The organism is Paraburkholderia sp. BGA-UO-ETr-F12 (assembly GCF_059567945.1).
On the sequence record NZ_JCAQOZ010000056.1, the window covers coordinates 575843 to 595595 of the forward strand.

A 19753-nucleotide genomic window follows, 5' to 3' on the forward strand; every position below is an offset into this window, starting at 1 on the left:
GGCGCACAGCCACGCGGCAGGCGTTTGAGCCGCGTATAGGGATGGGGACAAGCAGGATGAGGACGGGCGTGATGCGGGAGGAATGCAGATGAAATCCAGAGTTCAGCGGGATGGACTGGTTGCGGGTTTGCTGGTGGCGATCGGTGTGGTTGGCGTATCCGTGCGGCAGCTCTACGCATGCGCCTGGAGCGACGAGTTTCCCGGCATGGTGTGCACGGCCGGATCGTCGCTGTCGCTGTTTCTGGGCATCACCGGATTGGCCGCGCTGGCTGGAAGAATCTGGGCGCGCCGCTCGGGCGCGGACGAACAGTGTTTCACCTTCCTCGGCGCGGTGGGCGGTGCGGCGCTGGTGTACGCGATGGTGGTGAGCGGTTTCTAGCCGCCCGCGCCGCCCGCCGCGCCACGACGCGCGATGAAACGAAGCGGTACCGCACCAAGCGGTACGGCACAAGGCGGCTCGGCACAAAGCGGCACGAAGCGTCACGGCACGAAGCGCCACGAAACGGCACGGCGGGGCATCCAGAACCACCGCGCCAATCGCCCCGGCACTCCGTATCAGGCCACGATCGCCGGATGCGCCTGCACCGGGCCGCCTAACGCCTCGCGATGCGAAGGCGGCTGGCGACCGTCGAGCTCAGTGATGCCGTACTCGCGCGCAAGCTCCGCGCCGACCAGCACCAGGCCGGATTTCTGTTGACGTTGCGGGTCGCGATATAACGCGTCGATCAGGCGTCCGGTGAATTGCGGGGTCTCGGCGAGTTCGCTGAAACCGGCATATTGCTCGGGATGCGCGGCGATCACGCGCGCGGTGCGCTCGGTCTGCAGCATGCCCATCCAGATGGAGACCGCGGCAACGCCGTACGATTTCAGATCGACCGCCATGTCCTTGGCGAATTTATCGACGCCCACTTTCTGCGCCCCATACGCCGCGCCGTGCATATAGCAGCTTGCGCCGAACGAGGACGTGAACGCGATCAGCCCATCGCCTTGCGCGGCCATCAAACGCGCGGCGTGCCAGCTCGCGACATAGGCGGAGCGCAGACCCACGTCGAGAATGTCTACGAGGTCCAGCGGTTTTTCCCAGAACGGCGCCGGGCGAATCAGTTCGTCGTGCAGCGTCGTGGCATTGTTGACGAGAATGTCGAGGCGCCCGCTGTTGCGCCGGATGTAATCGAATACTTCGGCTACCTGCCGGTCGTCGGCGTGATCGCAGGTCAGGGCGATGCCCTTGCCGCCGAGCCTGTCGATTTCGATTGCCGTGGCGTGCACCGTGCCGGGCAAGGGTGCGTCGCCTTCGCGCTGGGTGCGTCCGGTTACATAGACCGTTGCACCCGTCGCGGCGAGCGCGAGCGCGATACCCTTGCCGGCGCCGCGCGAGGCGCCGGTAACGAGAGCGACATAGGGCTGATTGGGTTGAGTCATCGGGGTAGTCACCATGAAGAGGCTTCGAGTTCGTACGATGCCGGGTGAGCGCTTGCCTGCATCACCGCGGTGGATCGAGGAGCCAGGGGTTTCAATGTCACGTCAATCCTCGGGGCGGCAGACACGCGATCGAACCCGTGCGGGTTTTCCAGGTCCGCTTCGCCAAGCGGAATGAACGCCATGATTTCCAGTTCATGCCCCGACAGCGCCGGCAGCTTGAATGGACTTGACAACACATTCAGGCGACGCACGCCGAGGTCGCGCAAGATCTGCGAGCCAATCCCGGAGAGTCTGCCGTCCCTGCGCGCCGGCATGCTGGTGCCGCCGGCTATTGCATCGGTTCGCATGTCGCAATCGAGCAGAACCGCCACGCCGCACCCTGCCGCATCGATTTTCTGCAGTGCCGCGTGCAACGGCCATGAATGCGCGGAGGGTTCCGCATCGAGCAGGTCGAGCAGCGAGAAGCATTCGTGCACGCGAGTGAGCACCGGTACATGGGGCATCGGCGTGCCGCGCACCAACGCCAGATGCGTGGAGTGACGCACGGTGTCGCGATACTGAATGGCGCGAAACGGTCCCCACGGCGTGTGCAGCGGTCTCTCGCCGACACGCTCGACGAGCGACTCGTGCGTACTGCGATAGTGGATCAGATCGGCAATCGTGCCGATTTTCAGGCCATGGTGTTCGGCGAATTCGATCAGTTGCGGCAGACGCGACATGGTGCCGTCGTCGTTCATGATTTCGCAGATCACCGCTGCGGGCGTCAAGCCTGCCAACGCGGTGAGGTCGCAACCCGCTTCGGTATGTCCGGCGCGCACCAGCACGCCGCCTTCACGCGCCGCGATCGGAAATACATGGCCCGGTTGCACCAGATGTTCGGCGCGCACGTCCGGCTGAATCGCCGTGCGGATCGTGTGCGCGCGGTCGGCAGCGGAGATGCCGGTGGTCACGCCGTGCGCCGCCTCGATGCTGACCGTGAACGCGGTGCCATACTGCGTGCCGTTCTGTTCCGCCATCGGCGGAAGCTTCAGGCGCGCGCAGTGCTCGGCACTCAGTGTCAGGCAGACAAGGCCGCGGCCAAAGCGCGCCATAAAGTTGATCGCCTCGGGCGTGACGTGGTCGGCGGCAATCAGCAGATCGCCTTCATTCTCGCGATCTTCCTCGTCGACCAGAATGATCATGCGGCCGGCTCTCAGCTCGGCGACGATTTCGTCGGTAGTGGCCAGTTTCATGGGTTTGTCCCTGTGCTACTGCTGTTGTTGCTGCTGTTGTTGTCGTTGTTATTGCGGTTGCCGCGTTTAAACAAGCGAAGAAAAAACGCTTAACGTGCGCCAGAGCCGAATACAGGTATGCGCTTCTCGAAGAATGCGTCGACACCTTCGCGGAAATCCTCGCCCGCCGCGCAGTGCAGAAAGCTGCGCTGTTCCGCGTACAGATGCTCGGCGAAGCTGCGCTCGGGTGCGTGCAGGATCAGATTCTTGGTTTGCGCGAATGCATCCGGCGAGAGCGCACCCATCCGCTTTAACAGCGAGCGCGTTTGCGCGGCGAGTTCGTCGTCAGGGACGACCCAGTTGACGATACCGGCCCGCAGAGCGTCATCGGCGCTATGCCGTTCGTCGAGATACATCCATTGCGCGGCCTGCTTGATGCCGAGCGCGCGCGGCAACGTATAGGTCGCACCGCCGTCGGGGGAGGTGCCGATGCGGCCATATGCCGACGTGAACGTCGCGCTCTTCGCGGCGATAGCCAGATCGCAGGCGGCGACGAGGCTCAGGCCGAAACCCGCCACCGCACCATTGATGCTGGCGATCACCGGTTTGCGCGAACCCGTGACGGTTTCGACCACGGTTTGCGCAAGCCGCACGAGTGTGCCGATCGCCCGGTCTCGTACCGCGGGCTTTGCATCGAGCGCGGCGCGCATGGTCTGCAAGTCGCCGCCCGCCATGAAGGCGCTGCCGGCGCCGGTCAGCACGATTGCGCGGATATCGTCGTGGTGAGCGAGGCGTGCGAGCTTGGCGTTCAGTTCGTTGGCCATCGCTTCGTTGAGAGCGTTCAGCGCCTCGGGGCGGTCGAACGTGAGCGTCGCGATACCGTCTTCGGCCGCGAGGCGGATTAATGCAGTCATGTCTTTTCGGGTGAACGGAGTCAGGTGTTCTGGACGTGCAGCGCATGACGCAAGGCGCGCGCTGCGAGCGTGAGTGCCTGGTCGGCCGCGTCGAGCGCACCGAGCAGACTGGCGAAGCCGTGCATCTGTCCCGGCCAGCGCAGATGGGTCGTAAGCACACCCGCTTGCGCGAGACGCGCTGCATAGTGTTCGGCCTCGTCGCGCAATGGGTCGTACTCGGCACTGATGATGGTGGCGCCGGCTATCCCCGCGAGATCGGCGGCGGTGAGCGGACTGGCGAGCGGGTCGGCGCGATCGGCGTCCGGCGCGAAATATTCGTTTTTGAACCAGCGCATCATGTCCGCCGTCAGCAGATACCCGTCGCCCATCGATTCGTATGACGGATGCTCGGTGGCGCAATCCACCACGGGATAGAACAGTACCTGATGCGCGATATTCACCGCGCCATGACGCAACTGTTGCGCGACGACTGCCGCCAGATTGCCGCCGGCGCTGTCGCCCGCTACGGCAAGCGCGCCGGGCCGCACGCGCAGATCACGTGAATTGGCCGCCGCCCAGCGCACGGCGTCGCACGCGTCGAGCGCGGCGGCCGGAAAGCGTGCTTCGGGCGCGAGCCGGTAATCGACCGATAGCACGACCGTTCGCGCGCGCTGCGCGAGGCAACGGCAAATGTTTGCGTGGGTATCGAGCCCGCAAGAAACGAAGCCGCCGCCGTGAAAGAAGACGGTAAGGGGCAGCAGGGTATTGCTGTTGCCGCTGTTGCCACCCTCATCGGCGCTTTCCAGCGCAGGCCGGTAGAGGCGCGCGGCAAGCGGGCCGTTGGCGGTCGGAATCGTCAGATCTTCTTCTGCCGCGACGGAGTCTCCCGGTGCAAAACCGCCGCCCGCGGCGAGCATCGCACGGTATGCGGGCACGGTGAGTTGCGCGAAATCGAGTGGGGGCATGCCGGCGAAAGCGGCGCGCACGGCCTGCGCCTGAGGATCGAGCGCCATCGGGTCTCCTGAGAATGTGATGAAAGCGGCTATACCGGGTATAGGCGATACGGCTGCGCCGAACCCGAATCGCGCTGCAAATCAGGGCATTCGGCGCGCACGCCGCAACCCTGAATGCATTGAAACGCGGCGGCTTCAAGGGGGCATCGTCCGATTGGACGAGAGTTCGTTCGCACGCTCAGCGAAACTTTCGTCAGCTAAGTACTTCCCCCGATGCCAGCAAGCAGATCGGCCCTTAAGCTTGGCGTCGCGATGCAAAGTCGCATGGAGGACGGAGAGTGTTGATGGAGACAAAATGGGCCCCTGAAGAGGGCCAGGCCATGAGTGAACTGGCCGAGGTGAGCGTCGCGCAGTTCAGCGAGCTGACCGCGCGCATTTATCAGGGGGCGCTGGAAAGTACACCGTGGGCCGGCGCGCTCGAATTGATTCGCACCTCGCTGGGCGCGAGCTATGCCACCCTGATTCTGCGTTCGCCCTCGAGCGACCGGCGCGGCCTGATGGTGCATGCTTCCGAAATGGGCTCGGGTGTGCCGGGTGAAGCGTCATACAACAACTACTACTATTCGCTCGACCCGTTCGTCGGTTTGCCGGCGGATCGCGTGGTCACTGTCGACGAAGTATTCGGCGACACGGGCTGGCTCACCAGCGAACTCTACAAACAGTTTCTGAAGCCGGCCGATATCCGCTACATCATGGGCGCCGATCTGCGTACGGAGTCCGGCGTGGAATGCCGGTTTCGCGTGTGCCGCAGCCACGCGTCGAAGCATTTTTCCGCACGCGACAAGGCGTTTTGCGCGTTGCTGCTGCCGCATTTGCGGCGCGCGGTCGAATTGCATTCGCGGCTCGATATCGTGGAGTCGGAGCGTACGCTGTATGCGAGCGCGATCGACCGGATGCTGGTGGGCACCGTGACGCTCGACGAGAGCGGTGCGATCATGCGCACCAATAGCGTGGCCGACGAGATTCTCGCGCAGGGCAACGGCTTGCGTATCGTGCATGGCAATGTCGAAGCGACCGATGCGCAGGAGAACCGCAATCTGCAACGTCTCGTGCGTCATGCGCTGATGGGGCACTTCGGCACCGCCGCGCCGATTGTCGAAGCGATGCCGATCACGCGCGGTTGCGACAAGCCGAAACTCGGCGTGCTGGTACGCACGATTCCACTCTCGGACTGGTCCGAGGACAACAAGCGCCGCCCGGCAACGGTGCTGTTTCTGCGCGATCCCGATCGAAAATCGCAGGGCTCGCAGGAGATCGTACGCAAGCTGTTCGACCTCACGCCGGCGGAGACCTCGCTTGCCTTGCTGTTGACCAACGGGTTGACGCTGGAAGAAGCCGCCGACGAATTGGGTATCAGCAAGAACACCGCGCGGGCCCATCTGCGGGCCATCTTCTCGAAGACGGGCGTCACGCGTCAGGCCACGCTCGTACGCATTCTGCTGGGCAGTGTGGTACCGCTTGGCTGAAGCCGGTTGAGACAACGTGTGCCGCGCCTTTATCGGGCGTGGCACACGCTCCACGGCCTTAAGCCGCGCGCTTCTGCGACAACACCAGTAACGCGCCGTTCTTATCCTCCAGCACCGCACGCCATTCGTGCGGCCCTTGTTGCACCGGCACGCGCACTGACGCACCCGCCGCGACTACCCGCGCCATCGCTGCGTACAGGTCGTCGGTTTCGTCCACGCGAAACACCAGCGCCGCGCGTTCGACGATCCGTTCCTCGCCTGCCACCAGCGCGACGCTCAGCGCGCCACCGTCGAGCGCGCAATAGCGCTCGCCGTCACGAAACTTCACCGTCAAACCTAGCCCGTCGACAAAGAGCGGCAGCGCCGCATCGATCGTCTCGACCGGGTACAGCATCATCGAAGCCTTCATTGCATTGCACTCCCATCAGTTGAGCAGCGTTGTCTGGCGGCGTGATCGTAGCGTCACGGATGCACGCTGTACGAGGTCCAATCGGACTAGCCCGGTTATGAAAAAGCAACGTGAAACCTGTGGCCGGGAATATGGCAAACCCGTGGCAAACCCGTGGCAAAAACGCGGCAAACACCCCTTCGATCAAAGCTTCTACGGTAAAGCACACACCGTTAATCCAAATAGACGATGCCGCGCCGCACGCGCGAACTGAAACTTCATTCCGTGGACCGTCACGATCATCGTAGGAATCGGTGGGTCGGGAGCGGACCGCCCGTTTCAGCACAGTCCAAAATTCATGGAGACGCACGCAATGAAGTTTTCTCTGATTTACGAAGCCCAGACCACGGACGCTTCGCGGGAAGGCGATCACCGGGTATTCAAGGAGACCGTCGAGCAGGCGTTGCTCGCCGAACAGATGGGTTTCGATACTGTCTGGTGCGTCGAACACACGTCGCTGACGAATTACGCGCATATGAGCGCACCGGAAACCTTTCTCGCTTATCTGGCTGGCCGCACGACCCGTATCGGCCTTGGCCACGGCGTGATCTGCCTGCCGCCCGCGATGAATCATCCGATCAAGGTGGCCGAGCGCGTGGCCATGCTCGACATTCTGTCGGGCGGCCGCGTGCATTTCGGTGTCGGCAAAGGCGGCAGCCAGCAGGAAGCGGGCGCGTTCGGCTACGACCTCGCCGAGCTGCAACCGATGATCGACGAATCGATGTACCTGGTGCCGAAGATGTTCGTGCAGGACGAGATCGAGCACGACGGTAAATACATCAAGATTCCTAAGCGGCCGATTCATCCGAAGCCGTTTCAGGACCCGCATCCGCCCATGTACATGGCATGCACCAACAACGACGGCCTGCTGCGCGCCGGTCAGCGTGGCCTTGGTGCGCTGGTGCTCGGTTTCGGCGGTCCCGATGAAGTCGCGAAGAAAAACGCGCTGTATCGCGAAGCCTGGGCGACCCGCAAGGCCGAGGACCAGGTCGGTTTCCGTCCGACGCAGCATCTGGCCGCGCTGTGCCCGACCGTCGTGCTGAGCGACGGCCAGCAGGCTCGCAAGATCGGCATTCGCGGTCAGCGTTATTTCATGGAGTCGCTGGCGTACTGGTACACCGGCGGCGAGCGTCCGAATCCGGATAGCTGGGGCGACGACCTCGTGAAGGGCAACACCGGCGAGATGGTGATCCGTTCGCGTTTCGCGTCGGAAGAGGTGGTGGTCGATTTCAGCGATCCGGCGCTGTCGATGATGAACCCGAATCACGCGTACGGCACGGTCGACGATTGCATCGGCTATGTGGGCCGCCTGATGGAAGCGGGTGTGGATGAAGTGCTGTTCCTCTGCCAGATGGGCACGGTGTCTCAGGAAGCGCAACTCGAAACGATCCGCAATATCGGCGAACACGTGATTCCGTACTTCAATCGCCTGAAGAGCGAGAAGCAGAAGGCGCAGGTTGCCGCCTGACGTTGCCGCGTCACAACGGGCGAGACGGGCGTCGCTAGTCTCTTCAGACGATGCGACGCCGCAGCCGGCGCTCGAAGATGAACCCAACAAAACAGGCGCGATATCCATCTTGCGCGCCATCATGGAGACAGCCGTGCATCGCGACAACGATTCGAACGCCCTTGCAGCCGAACTGATCGCCCGCGCCGAAGCGCTCGCACCGGTGCTTGCCGGGCGCGCCGCGCAGGCCGAGGCGAATGGCCGGATTCCCGCCGAAACGCTGGCCGATTTTCAGGCCGCCGGTTTTTTCAAGGTGCTTCAGCCGAAGCGTTATGGCGGTTACGAACTCGATCCGCAGACCTTCTTCGAGATTCAGATGGCGGTGGCGCGCGGTTGCATGTCGACTGCGTGGGTGTACGGCGTGATCGGCGTGCACAACTGGCAACTGGCGCTGTTCGACGAACGGGCACAGCAGGACGTGTGGGGTAAGGACCCCGCCACGCTGATCGCCTCGACCTATATGCCGGTGGGGCGTGTGACGCCGGTTGAGGGCGGCTTCCGGCTGTCCGGGCACTGGAAGTTTTCGAGCGGCAGCGAACTGTGCGACTGGGTCTTTCTCGGCGCGCTGGTGCCGCCGGCGAAAGAGGGCGAGCCGCCGGAATACCGCACTTTCCTGCTGCCGAAAAGCGATTACACGATCGAACACGATTGGGACGTGCTGGGCTTGCGCGCAACCGGCAGCCATGACATCGTGGTGAACGATGCGTTCGTGCCGGACTATCGCACCCACAAGGCGATCGACGGCATGATGGGCACGAGCCCCGGTCTTGCAGTGAACGACGCACCGCTGTTCCAGTTGCCGTTTGCGCAGATTTTCGTGCGCGCCGTGTGCACTGCGTGCATCGGCGCATTGCAAGGCGCGCTGGACGACTTCACGTCTTACGCGGCGACACGTGTGAGCGCCAACAGCGGCGCGAAAACCACCGACGACACCGGCGCGCAAACCGCCTGCGCCAATGCAGCCGTCGCTATCGACGAAATGAAAGTGCTGCTGATGCGCAACTTCGCCGAGTTGCTCGCGGCGGTCAATGGCGGCGCGGCGGTTTCGATCGAGCGGCGCGTGCATTTCCGTTATCAATCCGCACAGGTGGCCGAGCGCTGCGCGCAGGCTGCCAACGCGCTGCTGCGTTACGCGGGCGGTAACGGCATTTATAACCGCAATCCGCTGGTGCGGCGCTTTCTCGATCTGCATGCGGCACGCGCGCACTACGCGAACAACCTCGATCGTTTCGGCCAGAATCTCGGCGCGGTGATGCTCGGGCGTCCGAACACGGATTTCTTCATCTGATGGATGGCGCCATGAGCCAACAGCAAACGCAGAACTACGTGTTCGACGTGGTGGTGGTCGGCTCCGGCGCGGGCGGCATGCTGGCCGCCTGCCGTGCGGCCGATCGTGGCCTGTCCGTCGTGGTGCTCGAAAAGAGCGACGTGTACGGCGGGACTTCGGCGGTGTCGGGCGGCGGTATCTGGATTCCGTGCAACCACCATATCGCCGGGATGGGTGTCACGGATACGCGCGAGGCTGCACGAACCTACCTCGACGCCTGCACGCAGGGCGCGACCGCGAGCGAGCGGATCGACGCTTATCTCGACACGGCGCCCGAGATGCTGCGCTATGTCGAAGCGCATACGCCGGTGCGCTATGAGTCGTTGCCGAAGTACGCGGACTACTTTCAGGGCCTGCCTGGATCGATGCCGGGGTACCGCGCGCTCGATCCCTTGCCGGTGGACGGCGCGTCGCTCGGCGAAGAATTCGCGCGCCTGCGGCTGCCTTCACCGGGGACGCTGATCGGCGGACGCGTGGCGGTGACGTCGAAAGAGGCGCACGTCCTGCTGTCGAAAGCGCCGGGCTATATCGGCCTGGCGGTAAAGCAGTTCGGCCGCTACTGGTTCGATCTGCGCGCGCGCAGCCGCTCGCGGCGCGACCGGCGCCTGACGCTCGGCAACGCGCTGGCAGGTGGCCTGCGCCGCGCCTTGCTCGATCGCGACATTCCGTTGTGGCTCAACGCGCCGATGACCGAACTGCTCGAGGCAGAGGGCCGCGTCACGGGCGTCGTGGTGGAGCGTGACGGGCAGACCGTGCGTGTGCTCGCAAAACGCGGCGTGATTCTCGCGGCCGGCGGTTTCGAGCGCAATCAGGCGATGCGCGAACGCTATCTGCCACATCCCACGCAGGCACAGTGGAGCGCGACGCCGCCGAACAACACCGGCGACGCGATTGCAGCCGGTCTGAAACTGGGTGCGCAGACTGCGTTGATGGAACACGTGTGGGGCGCGCCGACAGTTCACGTGGATCATGAGGAAAAGCAGCGCGCGCTGTTCGTCGAACGCAATCTGCCGGGTTGCGTGGTGGTCAACGGGCTCGGCAAGCGTTTCGTCAACGAAGCCGCGCCGTATTCGGAGTTCGTCCCGGCGATGTATCGCGACCATGTGCAAACCGGTGCGTGCGTGCCCGCGTGGATGGTGTTCGACGCGCAATTCCGCCGTAAATATCCGTGCGGACCGATCATGCCCGGCGCGATGATGCCGGACAACCGTATCCCGGCGGCGTTCCGTTCGCTGCTCCACAAGGCCGATTCGCTCGATGCGCTGGCCGCAGGGATTGGCGTCGATGCGCAAGGCTTGCGCGACACCGTGGCGAAGATGAATCGCTACGCCGCGACCGGTATCGACGAAGAATTCGCCAAGGGCGGTAACGTCTTCGACACCTACTATGGCGACCCGGGCGTCAAGCCGAATCCGTGCCTCGCGCCGATTGAAACCGGACCGTTCTACGCCGTGCGTATCGACGCGGGCGACATCGGCACCAAGGGTGGCCTCCTCACCGACGCCCGCGCTCGCGTGCTGGACGCCGACGGCTCGCCGATTGCCGGGCTCTATGCAATCGGCAATACGAGTGCATCGATGATGGGCGCGAGCTACCCCGGCGCGGGCTCCACGCTCGGACCTGCCATGACCTTCGGCTACATCGCCGCGAATCATCTCGCCGACGGCGGCGATGATCGCGACAGCAGCCCCTCAGAAGCAGCACGCGCTGCCAGCAAAGAACTTCGCGGAGTCACGCCATGACCGAACTCACTTCCTCACACCCGTTGCGCGCCGACATGCTGCTGGCGATGCGCCGCCTCGCGCGCTCAGTCGCTGTGATCAGTTGCAGCGACGGCGAACGGCGCTATTCGATGTCGGCCACCGCGGTCGATTCGCTATCGACCGAGCCGCCTTCGCTGCTGATCTGCATTAACCGCACGTCGTCGATTTTTCCGCCACTCGACAAGGGCGCGGCGTTTTGCGTGAACGTGCTCTCGGCGCAGCATCAGCACATTGCGATCGATTGCAGCGGACGCCTCAAGGGCGAGGCGCGCTTCACGACCGGCAACTGGCAAAACTCCCAGCAGGGCGTGCCCTATCTGCACGACGCGCAGGCGAGCCTGATCTGCACACAGGACGGCCGCTTCGATTACGGCACGCATGCAATTTTTATCGGGCGGGTCGAGCAGGTGCTGATCAGCGGCGAGGTGGATCCGCTGGTGTATGTGGACGGCGTCTATACCACTGCTGCTGCGCCCGCGCCCGCGCGTTGTGCAGCGGTCTGATCGGATCCGCCGCGTGATGCAAAGCCCTTCGTTTGCCCAGCCGGAATCGGCCACGCCGGTCGAAGCACCCCTGGTCGTCGACGATCCCGCCGCTGTGCGTTGGGACGATGTCTGCGACGTGCTGGTGGCGGGCTTCGGTGCGGCGGGCGCCTGCGCGGCGCTGGAAGCGGCGGCGGCCGGCGCGAAAGTGCGGATCGTCGAGCGTTTCGAGGGTGGCGGCGCGAGCGCGAAAAGCGGTGGTGTGGTCTACGCGGGCGGTGGCACGCGCTATCAATCCGAAGCGGGCTACAGCGACACACCCGAAGCGATGTTCGCGTACTTGCGGCAGGAAGTGGGCGACGCGGTATCCGCGGTGACGCTCAGGCGTTTTTGCGCGGGCAGCGTCGATATGCTGCGCTGGCTCGAGCGCTTCGGTGTGCGCTTTGCCGCGTCGGTGCCGCCGCGCAAGACCTCGTACCCGCAGAACCGCTACTACCTGTACTACTCGGGCAACGAAGCGGTGGGTGACGCCGTGCGCGAACATCCGCCGGCGCCGCGTGGGCACCGGGTAGTCGGCGATGGCATGTCGGGGCGCGTGCTGTACGACACGCTGCGGCGCGCCGTGCAAGCGCAGCCTTTCGTCGACACGATGTGCCATGCCAGCGTGCGCAGGCTGGTTACCGACCGCGGCGGGCGGGTGATCGGCGCGCAGGTCTGGCAGGTGGCGCCAGGCCGTGCGCAGCGCGCTCATCGGCGGCTCGCGCGCTGGGCCGAGCGTCTGCATAACGGCATGCCCGCGTGGGCCGACTGCTTGCGCGCCGCGCTGCATCGCGTCGAGCAGCGCGCGGGCCGGCTCATCACGATCAAGGCCGATGCCGTGGTGCTGAGCACCGGTGGCTTCATCTTCAACCGGTCGATGGTGGCGCACTACGCACCGCGTTATTTGCCGAACTGGCGTCTGGGCACCACAGGCTGTGACGGTTCGGGCATCCGGCTCGGCTTGTCCGCCGGTGGCGTGGCCGAGCGGCTCGAACGGGTGTCCGCATGGCGCTTCATTAACCCGCCTTATGCATGGGCACAAGGCTGTGTCGTGGATCGCCGCGGCGAGCGTTTTTGCAACGAGGAAGTCTATGGCGCGGCGCTCGGTCACGCCATGTGCGAAACGCGCGACGGGCACGCGTGGCTGATTCTCGATGCGCGGCTCGTCAAGCAGGCGCTCAAGGAATGCTTGCGCGGCAAGCTGTGGGCGTTCCAGAGCGTGCCCGCGATGCTGTTGATGCTGGCGGGCCGCAAGCGCGCGTGGTCGCTGGCCGGTCTGGCCGCACGCATCGGTTGCGATCCGGCGGTGCTCAAGCGGACTGTCGATGCGTACAACCTGGGCGCACTGAACGGCGTCGACCGTGCGTTCGGCAAATCCGCCGCGATGTTGCAGCCGCTTCTGCACGGACCTTACTACGCGATCGACATTTCATCGGACAGCCGCGTTTTCCCGTGCCCGTCGATCACGCTGGGCGGCCTGCGAGTCGACGAGACGAGCAACGCGGTGCTGTCGGCGCAGGGCACGCCGATCGAAGGTTTGTTCGCCGCCGGCCGCGCCGCGTGCGGTCTCGCTTCGAATCACTACGTGAGCGGCCTTTCGCTCGCGGACTGTATCTGGTCCGGCCGCCAGGCGGGCCGGGCCGCAGCGGGCGTGGTTCTCGCGAACGCCGCCCATTTCCTGACTGAAACTGACTGACACTGAAAGAGAGAACGAAGATGGGAGACAGACTCAAAGGCAAAATCGCCGTCGTGACGGGCGCGGCGAGCGGCGTCGGCAAACAGGACGCGTTGCTGTTCGCCCGGGAAGGCGCGCGTGTCGTGCTTACCGACGTCAACGAGGAAGCCGGCCGCGAAGTGGCTGCGCAGATCGGCGACGCCGCACTGTTCGTGCGCCACGACATCTCGTCGGAAACCGGCTGGAACGATGTGTTCGGCGCGGCGCAAACGACCTTCGGCACACCGGATGTGCTGGTCAACAACGCTGCGGTGCTGTTGCTCGGCAGCATTGAAGACACCACGCTCGAACAATGGCAGCGTGTGCTGCGCATCAATGCCGAAGGCTATTTTCTCGGTTGCCGCGCGGCGGTCAAGGCGATGAAGGAGAAGGGCGGTTCGATCGTTAACATGTCGTCGGTGGCGGCGTTGGGTGGACTCGGCATGTTCTGCGCCTATTCGGCCAGCAAGGGCGCGGTGACGGCGATGACGCGTGCGATCGCGGCGCACTGCAAGCAGCAGGGCTACAAGGTCCGCTGCAACACGATTCACCCGGACGGCATTCTCACGCCGATGACCGCGCCGTTCTTCGGTGCGGCTGAAGAAACCCGCGATGCGCTCACGCAATCGGTCGATCCGCACGGCCGTATGTGTCTGCCGGAAGACATCGCGAATCTGGTGCTGTTCCTTGCGTCCGATGAATCTCGCTTTATCAACGGCAGCGAGTATCGGGTCGACAATGCGCAGATGATCATGGGCATTGCCTGAGTTCGCACGTCATGGCCGATTCGCGTTTTCACCGGCTCAAAGTGGCGGACGTGATCGCGGAGAGCGCCGACGCGCGCTCTTTCGTGTTCGATCTGCCACAGGCGCTGCACGATGCCTTCAGCTATCGCCCGGGGCAATTTCTCACGCTCAAGGTGCCGTGCGCGGATGCCGTCGTGCAGCGCTGTTATTCGCTTTCGAGTGCGCCGGGCATCGACCGCGCGCCGAAGATTACCGTCAAGCGGGTGCGCGATGGACGGGTGTCGAACTGGATGTGCGACAGCATTCAGCCCGGCGACGAGCTCGACGTGATGGCTCCCGCGGGCGTGTTCACGCCGCGCTCGCTCGACGGCGACCTGCTGCTGTTCGCGGGGGGCAGCGGCATCACGCCGGTGCTGTCGATCGTCAAGTCCGCGCTGGTGAATGGGCGCGGCATGCTGACCCTGATCTACGCGAATCGGGACGCGCAGTCGGTGATTTTCAGCGAGGAATTGCGACAACTCGGGCAGCGGCATGCGGGAAGATTGCGGGTGATTCACTGGCTCGACAGCGTGCAGGGCATTCCGCAGCAGCGTCATCTGGAAGAACTCGCGCGGCCGTGGAGCACGCAGGAATGCTTTATCTGCGGACCGGCGCTGTTCATGGAGAGCGCGCTGGCAGCCATGCTTGCGCTGGGCTTGCCACGAGCGAAGGTCCATGTGGAGCGGTTTGCTTCGCTGCCGGATCTGCCGCGTGAGCCTGGGGTGTCCGAAGGATCCGGAACGACCGGCTTGCCCGAGGCACGTGCCGCATCCGCTGCGCCCCAACCGCACGACCTGCCCTTAGCCTCCGATTCAGCCCAACCGGCTTCCAGGCCAGCTTGCATCGCCAACGCCGCCATTGAGACCGTGCTCGACGGCGACACCTTCACGTTCACCTGCGAAGCCGGTGAAACCCTGCTCGACGCCATGCTGCGCGCCGACGTGCCGGCGCCGAATTCGTGCCGCAGCGGCTTATGCGGCGCCTGCATGTGCCGGGTCGAGAGCGGCAGCGTGAACCTGAACGCCAACCACGTGCTCGATGCGGCCGATCTGAACGACGGCTGGACACTCGCCTGTAGTGCGATGCCTGCCAGCGCGACGCTGCGCGTGGTTTTCCCCGACTAGGTTTGCGGTTCGCACGTGCGACTCCTGTCTGTTGCGCGCGCTTCGAACCGCATCCATCGAATTCATCCTGACATTCTCCCCCTACCTGAAGGCCGAGGTTTCTCGGAGACACTGATGACGCTCAACCACATCCTGACGACGCCCGCGCTGATCGCGCGCGGCGCCGCGCGCTACGGCACGCGCACCGCGATCGAAACCGTTCAGGGCAGCCTGAGCTATGCGCAACTGGACGCCGCGCGAATCGAAGCGGCGCGCGCGTTGATGAGCTGCGGCATCCAGCCGGGCGAGCGTGTCGCGATCTGGGCGCCGAATATCGCCGAATGGATCGTGGCGGCGCTCGCGATTCATAGCGCCGGCGCCGCGCTGGTGCCGATCAATACCCGCATGAAGGGTCTCGAAGCCGCGGCGATTCTCGAGGACAGCGGCGCGCGGCTGCTGTTCTGCTGTGGCACCTTCCTCGGCGATTCGTATCCGGCCATGCTGGCCCCGCACCGTCCCGCGTCGCTTGAACGGATTGTGGTGTTCGACAGCCCGGTAGCGGAAGCGGGCAGCGCCGGCGACGAGACCTGGGACGCATTCCTGCTGCGCGCGGCCGGCACCGCGCTGGACCTGTTCCGTACCCGCGAGGCGGACGTGCGTCCCGACACGCTGATGGACATCATGTTCACGTCCGGCACGACGGGGCGTCCCAAGGGTGTGATGACCACGCACGGCCAGAACTTGCGAGCGGTTCACGATTGGGCGCAGATCGCGACGCTGCGCGAAAGCGACCGCTATCTGATCGTCAATCCGTTCTTTCATGCATTTGGCTACAAGGCCGGCTGGCTCGCGGCGTTCGCGAGCGGCGCGACTGTGCTGCCGCATCTGGTGTTCAACCCGGAGCGCGTGCTCGAACGCATTGTCCGGGAGCGCGTGTCGGTATTGCCGGGGCCGCCGACGCTGTATCACGCATTGCTCGACATGCCGGACCTGGCCACACGCGATCTGTCGTCATTGCGGGTCGCGGTGACTGGCGCGGCCGCGATCGCGCCGAGCCTGATCGAAAGGATGCGTGCGCAACTGGGCTTCGAAACCGTGCTGACGGGCTATGGTCTCACGGAGTCATGCGGGTTTGCCGCGCTATGCCGCAGCGGCGACGACGCGCAGACCATCGCCAACACCTCGGGACGCGCAATGCCCGGCGTGGAGATCCGTATCGCCGACAGCAGCGGCGCGGCGCTTGCCTGCGGCGCAACAGGGGAAGTCCTGATTCGCGGCTACAACGTGATGCAAGGCTACTTTGGCCAGCAGGACACCACCTTCGACACGATCGACAGCGAAGGCTGGCTGCACACCGGCGACCTCGGCACGCTCGACGCACGCGGCTACCTGCGCATCACGGACCGGATCAAGGACATGTTCATCGTGGGCGGCTTCAACTGCTATCCGGCCGAGATCGAGCGGCTCTTCTGCGCGCATCCGGCGGTGGCGCAGGTCGCGCTGGTCGGCGTTCCCGACGAGCGGCTCGGCGAGGTGGGGCATGCCTATGTGGTGCTGCGTTCAGGCGAGCACGCGAGCCCGGAAGAATTGACCGACTGGGCCCGCAAGAACATGGCGAACTACAAGGTGCCGCGGCATGTCACGCTGGTCGAACAGTTGCCTGTCAGCGCGGCCGGCAAGGTGCTCAAGTACCGCTTGCGCGAGACCGTCCGAAGTGACGTCCGTAGTGACGTCGGAAGCGAGGTCCGAAGCGACGCTGGAAGCGACCTCGAAAACCACCGGAAAACCGCGCAAAACACCGCTGCAAGCTAGTCCCAACAGACGATGTTGGCCCCCCTCCGGAGCGCCAGAATAAGCCTGACAACAACAGCTTCTGGAGGAGTCGGAGATGATCGATGTACGGGCTTTAGGCTACGTCGTCGTGCAGTCGGCGGAGGTCGACACATGGCGCGGCTATGCGGAAAACGTGCTGGGCATGCAGGCGCAGGACGCAACGGATGGCGCGCTGTACGTGAAGATGGACGAGCGCGATTTCCGCTACCTGATCGTACCCGGCGAAGCCGATCGCTACTTCGCGTCGGGTTGGGAGCTGGCCGATGCGGCCGCGTTCGACGACGCCATTCGCAGCCTGGAGCTCGCCGGTGTGGAGCCGATCCGCGCCAGCGCGCAGGAAGCCGCGCTGCGCCGCGTGCAGGCAATGGTGTGGTGCACCGATCCGTCCGGCAACCGGCATGAGTTTTTCTGGGGCGTGCGCGCCGATTTCCGCCGCTTCGTTTCGCCGCTCGGCGTGCCCGGTTTCGTCACCGGCGCGATGGGCCTCGGCCATGCCGTGCTGCCCGCTCCGCAATTCGATGCGACCGACACATTCCTGCGCGACGTACTCGGCTTCGAGCTGTCCGACATCTTCCGCGTGCGCTTTACCGACGACCCCGCCGAACCCGAGAAGCGCATCCACTTCCTGCATTGCAGAAACGCGCGGCATCACAGCCTCGCGATCATGGATCTCGCCGTGCCGTCCGGCTGCATCCATGTGATGGCTGAAGTGGACTCGATGGACGAGGTCGGCCGCGCACTCGACCGCGTCGCCGCGCATAACGTGAAGCTCTCCGCGACGCTCGGTCGTCATTGCAACGACCACATGGTTTCGTTCTACATGAAAACCCCGAGCGGCTTCGATATGGAATATGGCTACGGCGGGCTGACGGTCGACTGGACGCAGCACAACGTCTACGAGGCGACCCGCGTGAGCCTGTGGGGCCACGATTTCAGCGTTGGATTCCGCTAGGCCGTAATGAGCGATCAGGGTGATCAGGGCGACCTGGTCGAACTCGCAGCAAACCCGCGGCGACCCCGTGGAAAACACGCAGCAAACCCGCAGGAATAACGCATGAAACCACTCGACAAAGCACTCAGCGCACGCGACGCCGTCGCGCAACTCGCCGACGGCATGACGATCGGCATCGGCGGCTGGGGCCCGCGCCGTAAGCCGATGGCCCTCGTGCGCGAAATTGTCCGCTCGAATCTGAAGGACCTCACCGTGGTGGCGTATGGCGGCCCCGACGTCGGGCTGCTGTGCGCGGCAGGCAAAGTCCGCAAGCTGGTGTTCGGTTTCGTCTCGCTGGATGTGATTCCGCTCGAACCGCATTTTCGCCGGGCGCGGGAACAGGGCGCGCTCGACGTCTGGGAACTCGACGAAGGCTTGCTGCAACTCGGCCTGCGCGCGGCGGCCGCACGTCTGCCATTTTTGCCGACCCGCGTTGGCCTCGGCACCGACCTGTTGAAACACGCACCGCATTTGCGCACCGTGCAATCACCGTATGGCGATGAAACGCTGCTGGCGATGCCGGCGCTCGAGCTCGACGCGGCCTTGCTGCATGTCAATGCCGCGGACAGGATGGGTAACACGCGCATTGACGGTCCCGATCCGTTCTTCGACGCATGGTTCGCCCGCGCGGCGAAGAAGTGCTTCGTCAGCAGCGAAACGCTGGTCGATTCGCTCGCGAGCGAGGACCTCGATCTCGCGCGCCGCAACACCTTCGAGCGATCGCTCGTGAGTGGCGTGGTGCACGCACCGTGCGGCGCGCATCCCACCTCGTGTGCGCCGGCTTACGGCTGGGATTTACCGCATCTGAAGGCGTATTGCGCGAGCGCGGAAGATCCGCAGCAAACCGCGGCCTACCTGAGCGACGTAGTAGGCGCGGACGAACCGGGCTATCTGCAACGCGCGGGCGGCCGGTCCCATGTAGCGGCGTTGCCGTTGCCGATTCTGTAATGGAGCGCAAATGAGCGACTCTCTCGATTATTCCCTGGCCGAACTGATGATCGTTGCTGCGGCGCGAGTCTGGCGCGATAACGGCGAGGTGCTGGCAACCGGCATCGGTACGGGGCCGCGTCTGGCCGCCGGTCTCGCACGCCTCGCCTATAACGCGGGTCTGATGCTTACCGATGGTGAAGCCTATCTCGTGGAAAGCCCCGTGCCGCTGGGACCGCGAGAAGCGGGCTGCCGCGTGCAGGCGTCCGGTCTGATGACCTATGAGCGCGTATTCGATTGTGTGTGGCATGGCAAACGTCACGCGCTGGTGATGCCCACTCAGATCGATCGCTTCGGCCAGGCCAACATTTCCTGGCTTGGTGACGACTATGCACGCCCGAAAACGCAATTGCTCGGCGCACGTGGTTTTCCCGGCAACAGCATCAATCACGCGAACTCGTTTTTTGTCTCCGGCCATGGCAAGCGCACGTTCGTGGCCGGTGAGGTCGACATGGTGTGCAGCGTGGGCTACAACCCGGCGCGAGAAATTCCCGGCATGCGCGCGTTCACCGACCTGCGCAGCGTCATTACCGATCTGTGCGTGATGGATTTCGGCGGTGCGAACCATGCGGTGCAGGTGCGCTCGCTGCATCCTGGCGTGAGTTTCGACGAAGTGCAGGACGCCACCGGTTTCGAACTGCGTGCGCATCCCGAGATGCAGGTGACGCCGCCGCCTGGCGCCGACGACCTGCGTATCGTGCGCGCGCTCGATCCGCACAACCTGCGGGCCGGCGTCGTGCGCAACAACCCCGCGCCGCGTCGCGTGTGA

17 protein-coding genes and 1 pseudogene are annotated in these 19753 nt (G+C 64.6%); 13 read left to right on the forward strand and 5 right to left on the reverse strand.

Annotated features, from left to right (window positions below):
* Positions 1–88: 88 nt before the first annotated feature.
* Complete coding sequence (locus AC57B6_RS26610; RefSeq protein WP_028193889.1) at positions 89–379, forward strand: hypothetical protein; 291 nt, start codon at positions 89–91, stop codon at positions 377–379.
* A gap of 176 nt (positions 380–555) precedes the next feature.
* Here AC57B6_RS26610 and AC57B6_RS26615 read toward each other — a convergent pair whose 3' ends face one another.
* The 4 genes and pseudogenes from AC57B6_RS26615 to AC57B6_RS26630 all read right to left on the reverse strand — a co-directional run bounded on the left by AC57B6_RS26615 (position 556) and on the right by AC57B6_RS26630 (position 4539).
* Positions 556–1422, reverse strand: coding sequence for an SDR family NAD(P)-dependent oxidoreductase (locus AC57B6_RS26615; protein ID WP_028193888.1), 867 nt, complete (start codon positions 1420–1422; stop codon positions 556–558).
* A gap of 164 nt (positions 1423–1586) precedes the next feature.
* Positions 1587–2654 (reverse strand): annotated as a pseudogene (ribBA, locus tag AC57B6_RS26620) (bifunctional 3,4-dihydroxy-2-butanone-4-phosphate synthase/GTP cyclohydrolase II); the annotation flags it as partial.
* A gap of 89 nt (positions 2655–2743) precedes the next feature.
* Positions 2744–3547, reverse strand: coding sequence for an enoyl-CoA hydratase/isomerase family protein (locus tag AC57B6_RS26625; RefSeq protein ID WP_496422423.1), 804 nt, complete (start codon positions 3545–3547; stop codon positions 2744–2746).
* Between the two features lie 20 nt (positions 3548–3567).
* Positions 3568–4539 carry an alpha/beta hydrolase gene (locus AC57B6_RS26630; protein WP_496422424.1) on the reverse strand — a complete coding sequence of 324 codons (972 nt, stop codon included), beginning with the start codon at positions 4537–4539 and terminating at the stop codon, positions 3568–3570.
* A gap of 284 nt (positions 4540–4823) precedes the next feature.
* Here AC57B6_RS26630 and AC57B6_RS26635 point away from each other — a divergent pair, with 284 nt between their 5' ends.
* Positions 4824–6005: a helix-turn-helix transcriptional regulator gene (locus AC57B6_RS26635; RefSeq protein ID WP_030098907.1), complete on the forward strand. Its 1182-nt coding sequence runs from the start codon at positions 4824–4826 to the stop codon at positions 6003–6005.
* A 58-nt stretch (positions 6006–6063) separates the two neighbouring features.
* Here AC57B6_RS26635 and AC57B6_RS26640 read toward each other — a convergent pair whose 3' ends face one another.
* A complete protein-coding gene (locus AC57B6_RS26640; protein WP_183796661.1) occupies positions 6064–6414 on the reverse strand; it encodes a VOC family protein in 351 nt (116 codons plus the stop codon).
* A 352-nt stretch (positions 6415–6766) separates the two neighbouring features.
* On the opposite strand from AC57B6_RS26640, the gene AC57B6_RS26645 reads away from it, so the two are divergent.
* The 11 genes from AC57B6_RS26645 to AC57B6_RS26695 all read left to right on the forward strand — a co-directional run bounded on the left by AC57B6_RS26645 (position 6767) and on the right by AC57B6_RS26695 (position 19753).
* Entirely contained in the window at positions 6767–7921 is a 1155-nt protein-coding gene (locus AC57B6_RS26645) for an LLM class flavin-dependent oxidoreductase (protein WP_030098906.1), read from the forward strand.
* A 133-nt stretch (positions 7922–8054) separates the two neighbouring features.
* On the forward strand, positions 8055–9248 hold the full coding sequence (locus tag AC57B6_RS26650) for an acyl-CoA dehydrogenase family protein (RefSeq protein WP_496422425.1): 1194 nt from the start codon (positions 8055–8057) through the stop codon (positions 9246–9248).
* 11 nt (positions 9249–9259) lie between these two features.
* A complete protein-coding gene (locus AC57B6_RS26655) occupies positions 9260–11029 on the forward strand; it encodes an FAD-dependent oxidoreductase (protein ID WP_496422426.1) in 1770 nt (589 codons plus the stop codon).
* Positions 11026–11553: a flavin reductase family protein gene (locus AC57B6_RS26660; RefSeq protein ID WP_496422427.1), complete on the forward strand. Its 528-nt coding sequence runs from the start codon at positions 11026–11028 to the stop codon at positions 11551–11553. Before AC57B6_RS26655 ends, AC57B6_RS26660 begins: the two co-directional genes overlap by 4 nt.
* A 16-nt stretch (positions 11554–11569) precedes the next feature.
* A complete protein-coding gene (locus AC57B6_RS26665) occupies positions 11570–13267 on the forward strand; it encodes an FAD-binding protein (RefSeq protein ID WP_496422428.1) in 1698 nt (565 codons plus the stop codon).
* Positions 13268–13287: 20 nt separating this feature from the next.
* A complete protein-coding gene (locus tag AC57B6_RS26670; protein ID WP_028193879.1) occupies positions 13288–14052 on the forward strand; it encodes a glucose 1-dehydrogenase in 765 nt (254 codons plus the stop codon).
* Between the two features lie 11 nt (positions 14053–14063).
* Positions 14064–15194, forward strand: a complete 1131-nt coding sequence (locus AC57B6_RS26675) for a 2Fe-2S iron-sulfur cluster-binding protein (protein ID WP_496422429.1) — start codon at positions 14064–14066, stop codon at positions 15192–15194.
* A gap of 114 nt (positions 15195–15308) precedes the next feature.
* On the forward strand, positions 15309–16985 hold the full coding sequence (locus tag AC57B6_RS26680; RefSeq protein ID WP_444514614.1) for a FadD3 family acyl-CoA ligase: 1677 nt from the start codon (positions 15309–15311) through the stop codon (positions 16983–16985).
* A gap of 76 nt (positions 16986–17061) precedes the next feature.
* The gene (locus AC57B6_RS26685; protein WP_281663975.1) at positions 17062–17958 is read left to right on the forward strand and encodes a VOC family protein; all 897 of its coding nucleotides are present in this window, start codon (positions 17062–17064) and stop codon (positions 17956–17958) included.
* A gap of 102 nt (positions 17959–18060) precedes the next feature.
* Positions 18061–18945 carry a CoA transferase subunit A gene (locus AC57B6_RS26690; protein ID WP_153141314.1) on the forward strand — a complete coding sequence of 295 codons (885 nt, stop codon included), beginning with the start codon at positions 18061–18063 and terminating at the stop codon, positions 18943–18945.
* 10 nt (positions 18946–18955) lie between these two features.
* Positions 18956–19753, forward strand: coding sequence for a CoA-transferase subunit beta (locus tag AC57B6_RS26695; RefSeq protein ID WP_496422430.1), 798 nt, complete (start codon positions 18956–18958; stop codon positions 19751–19753).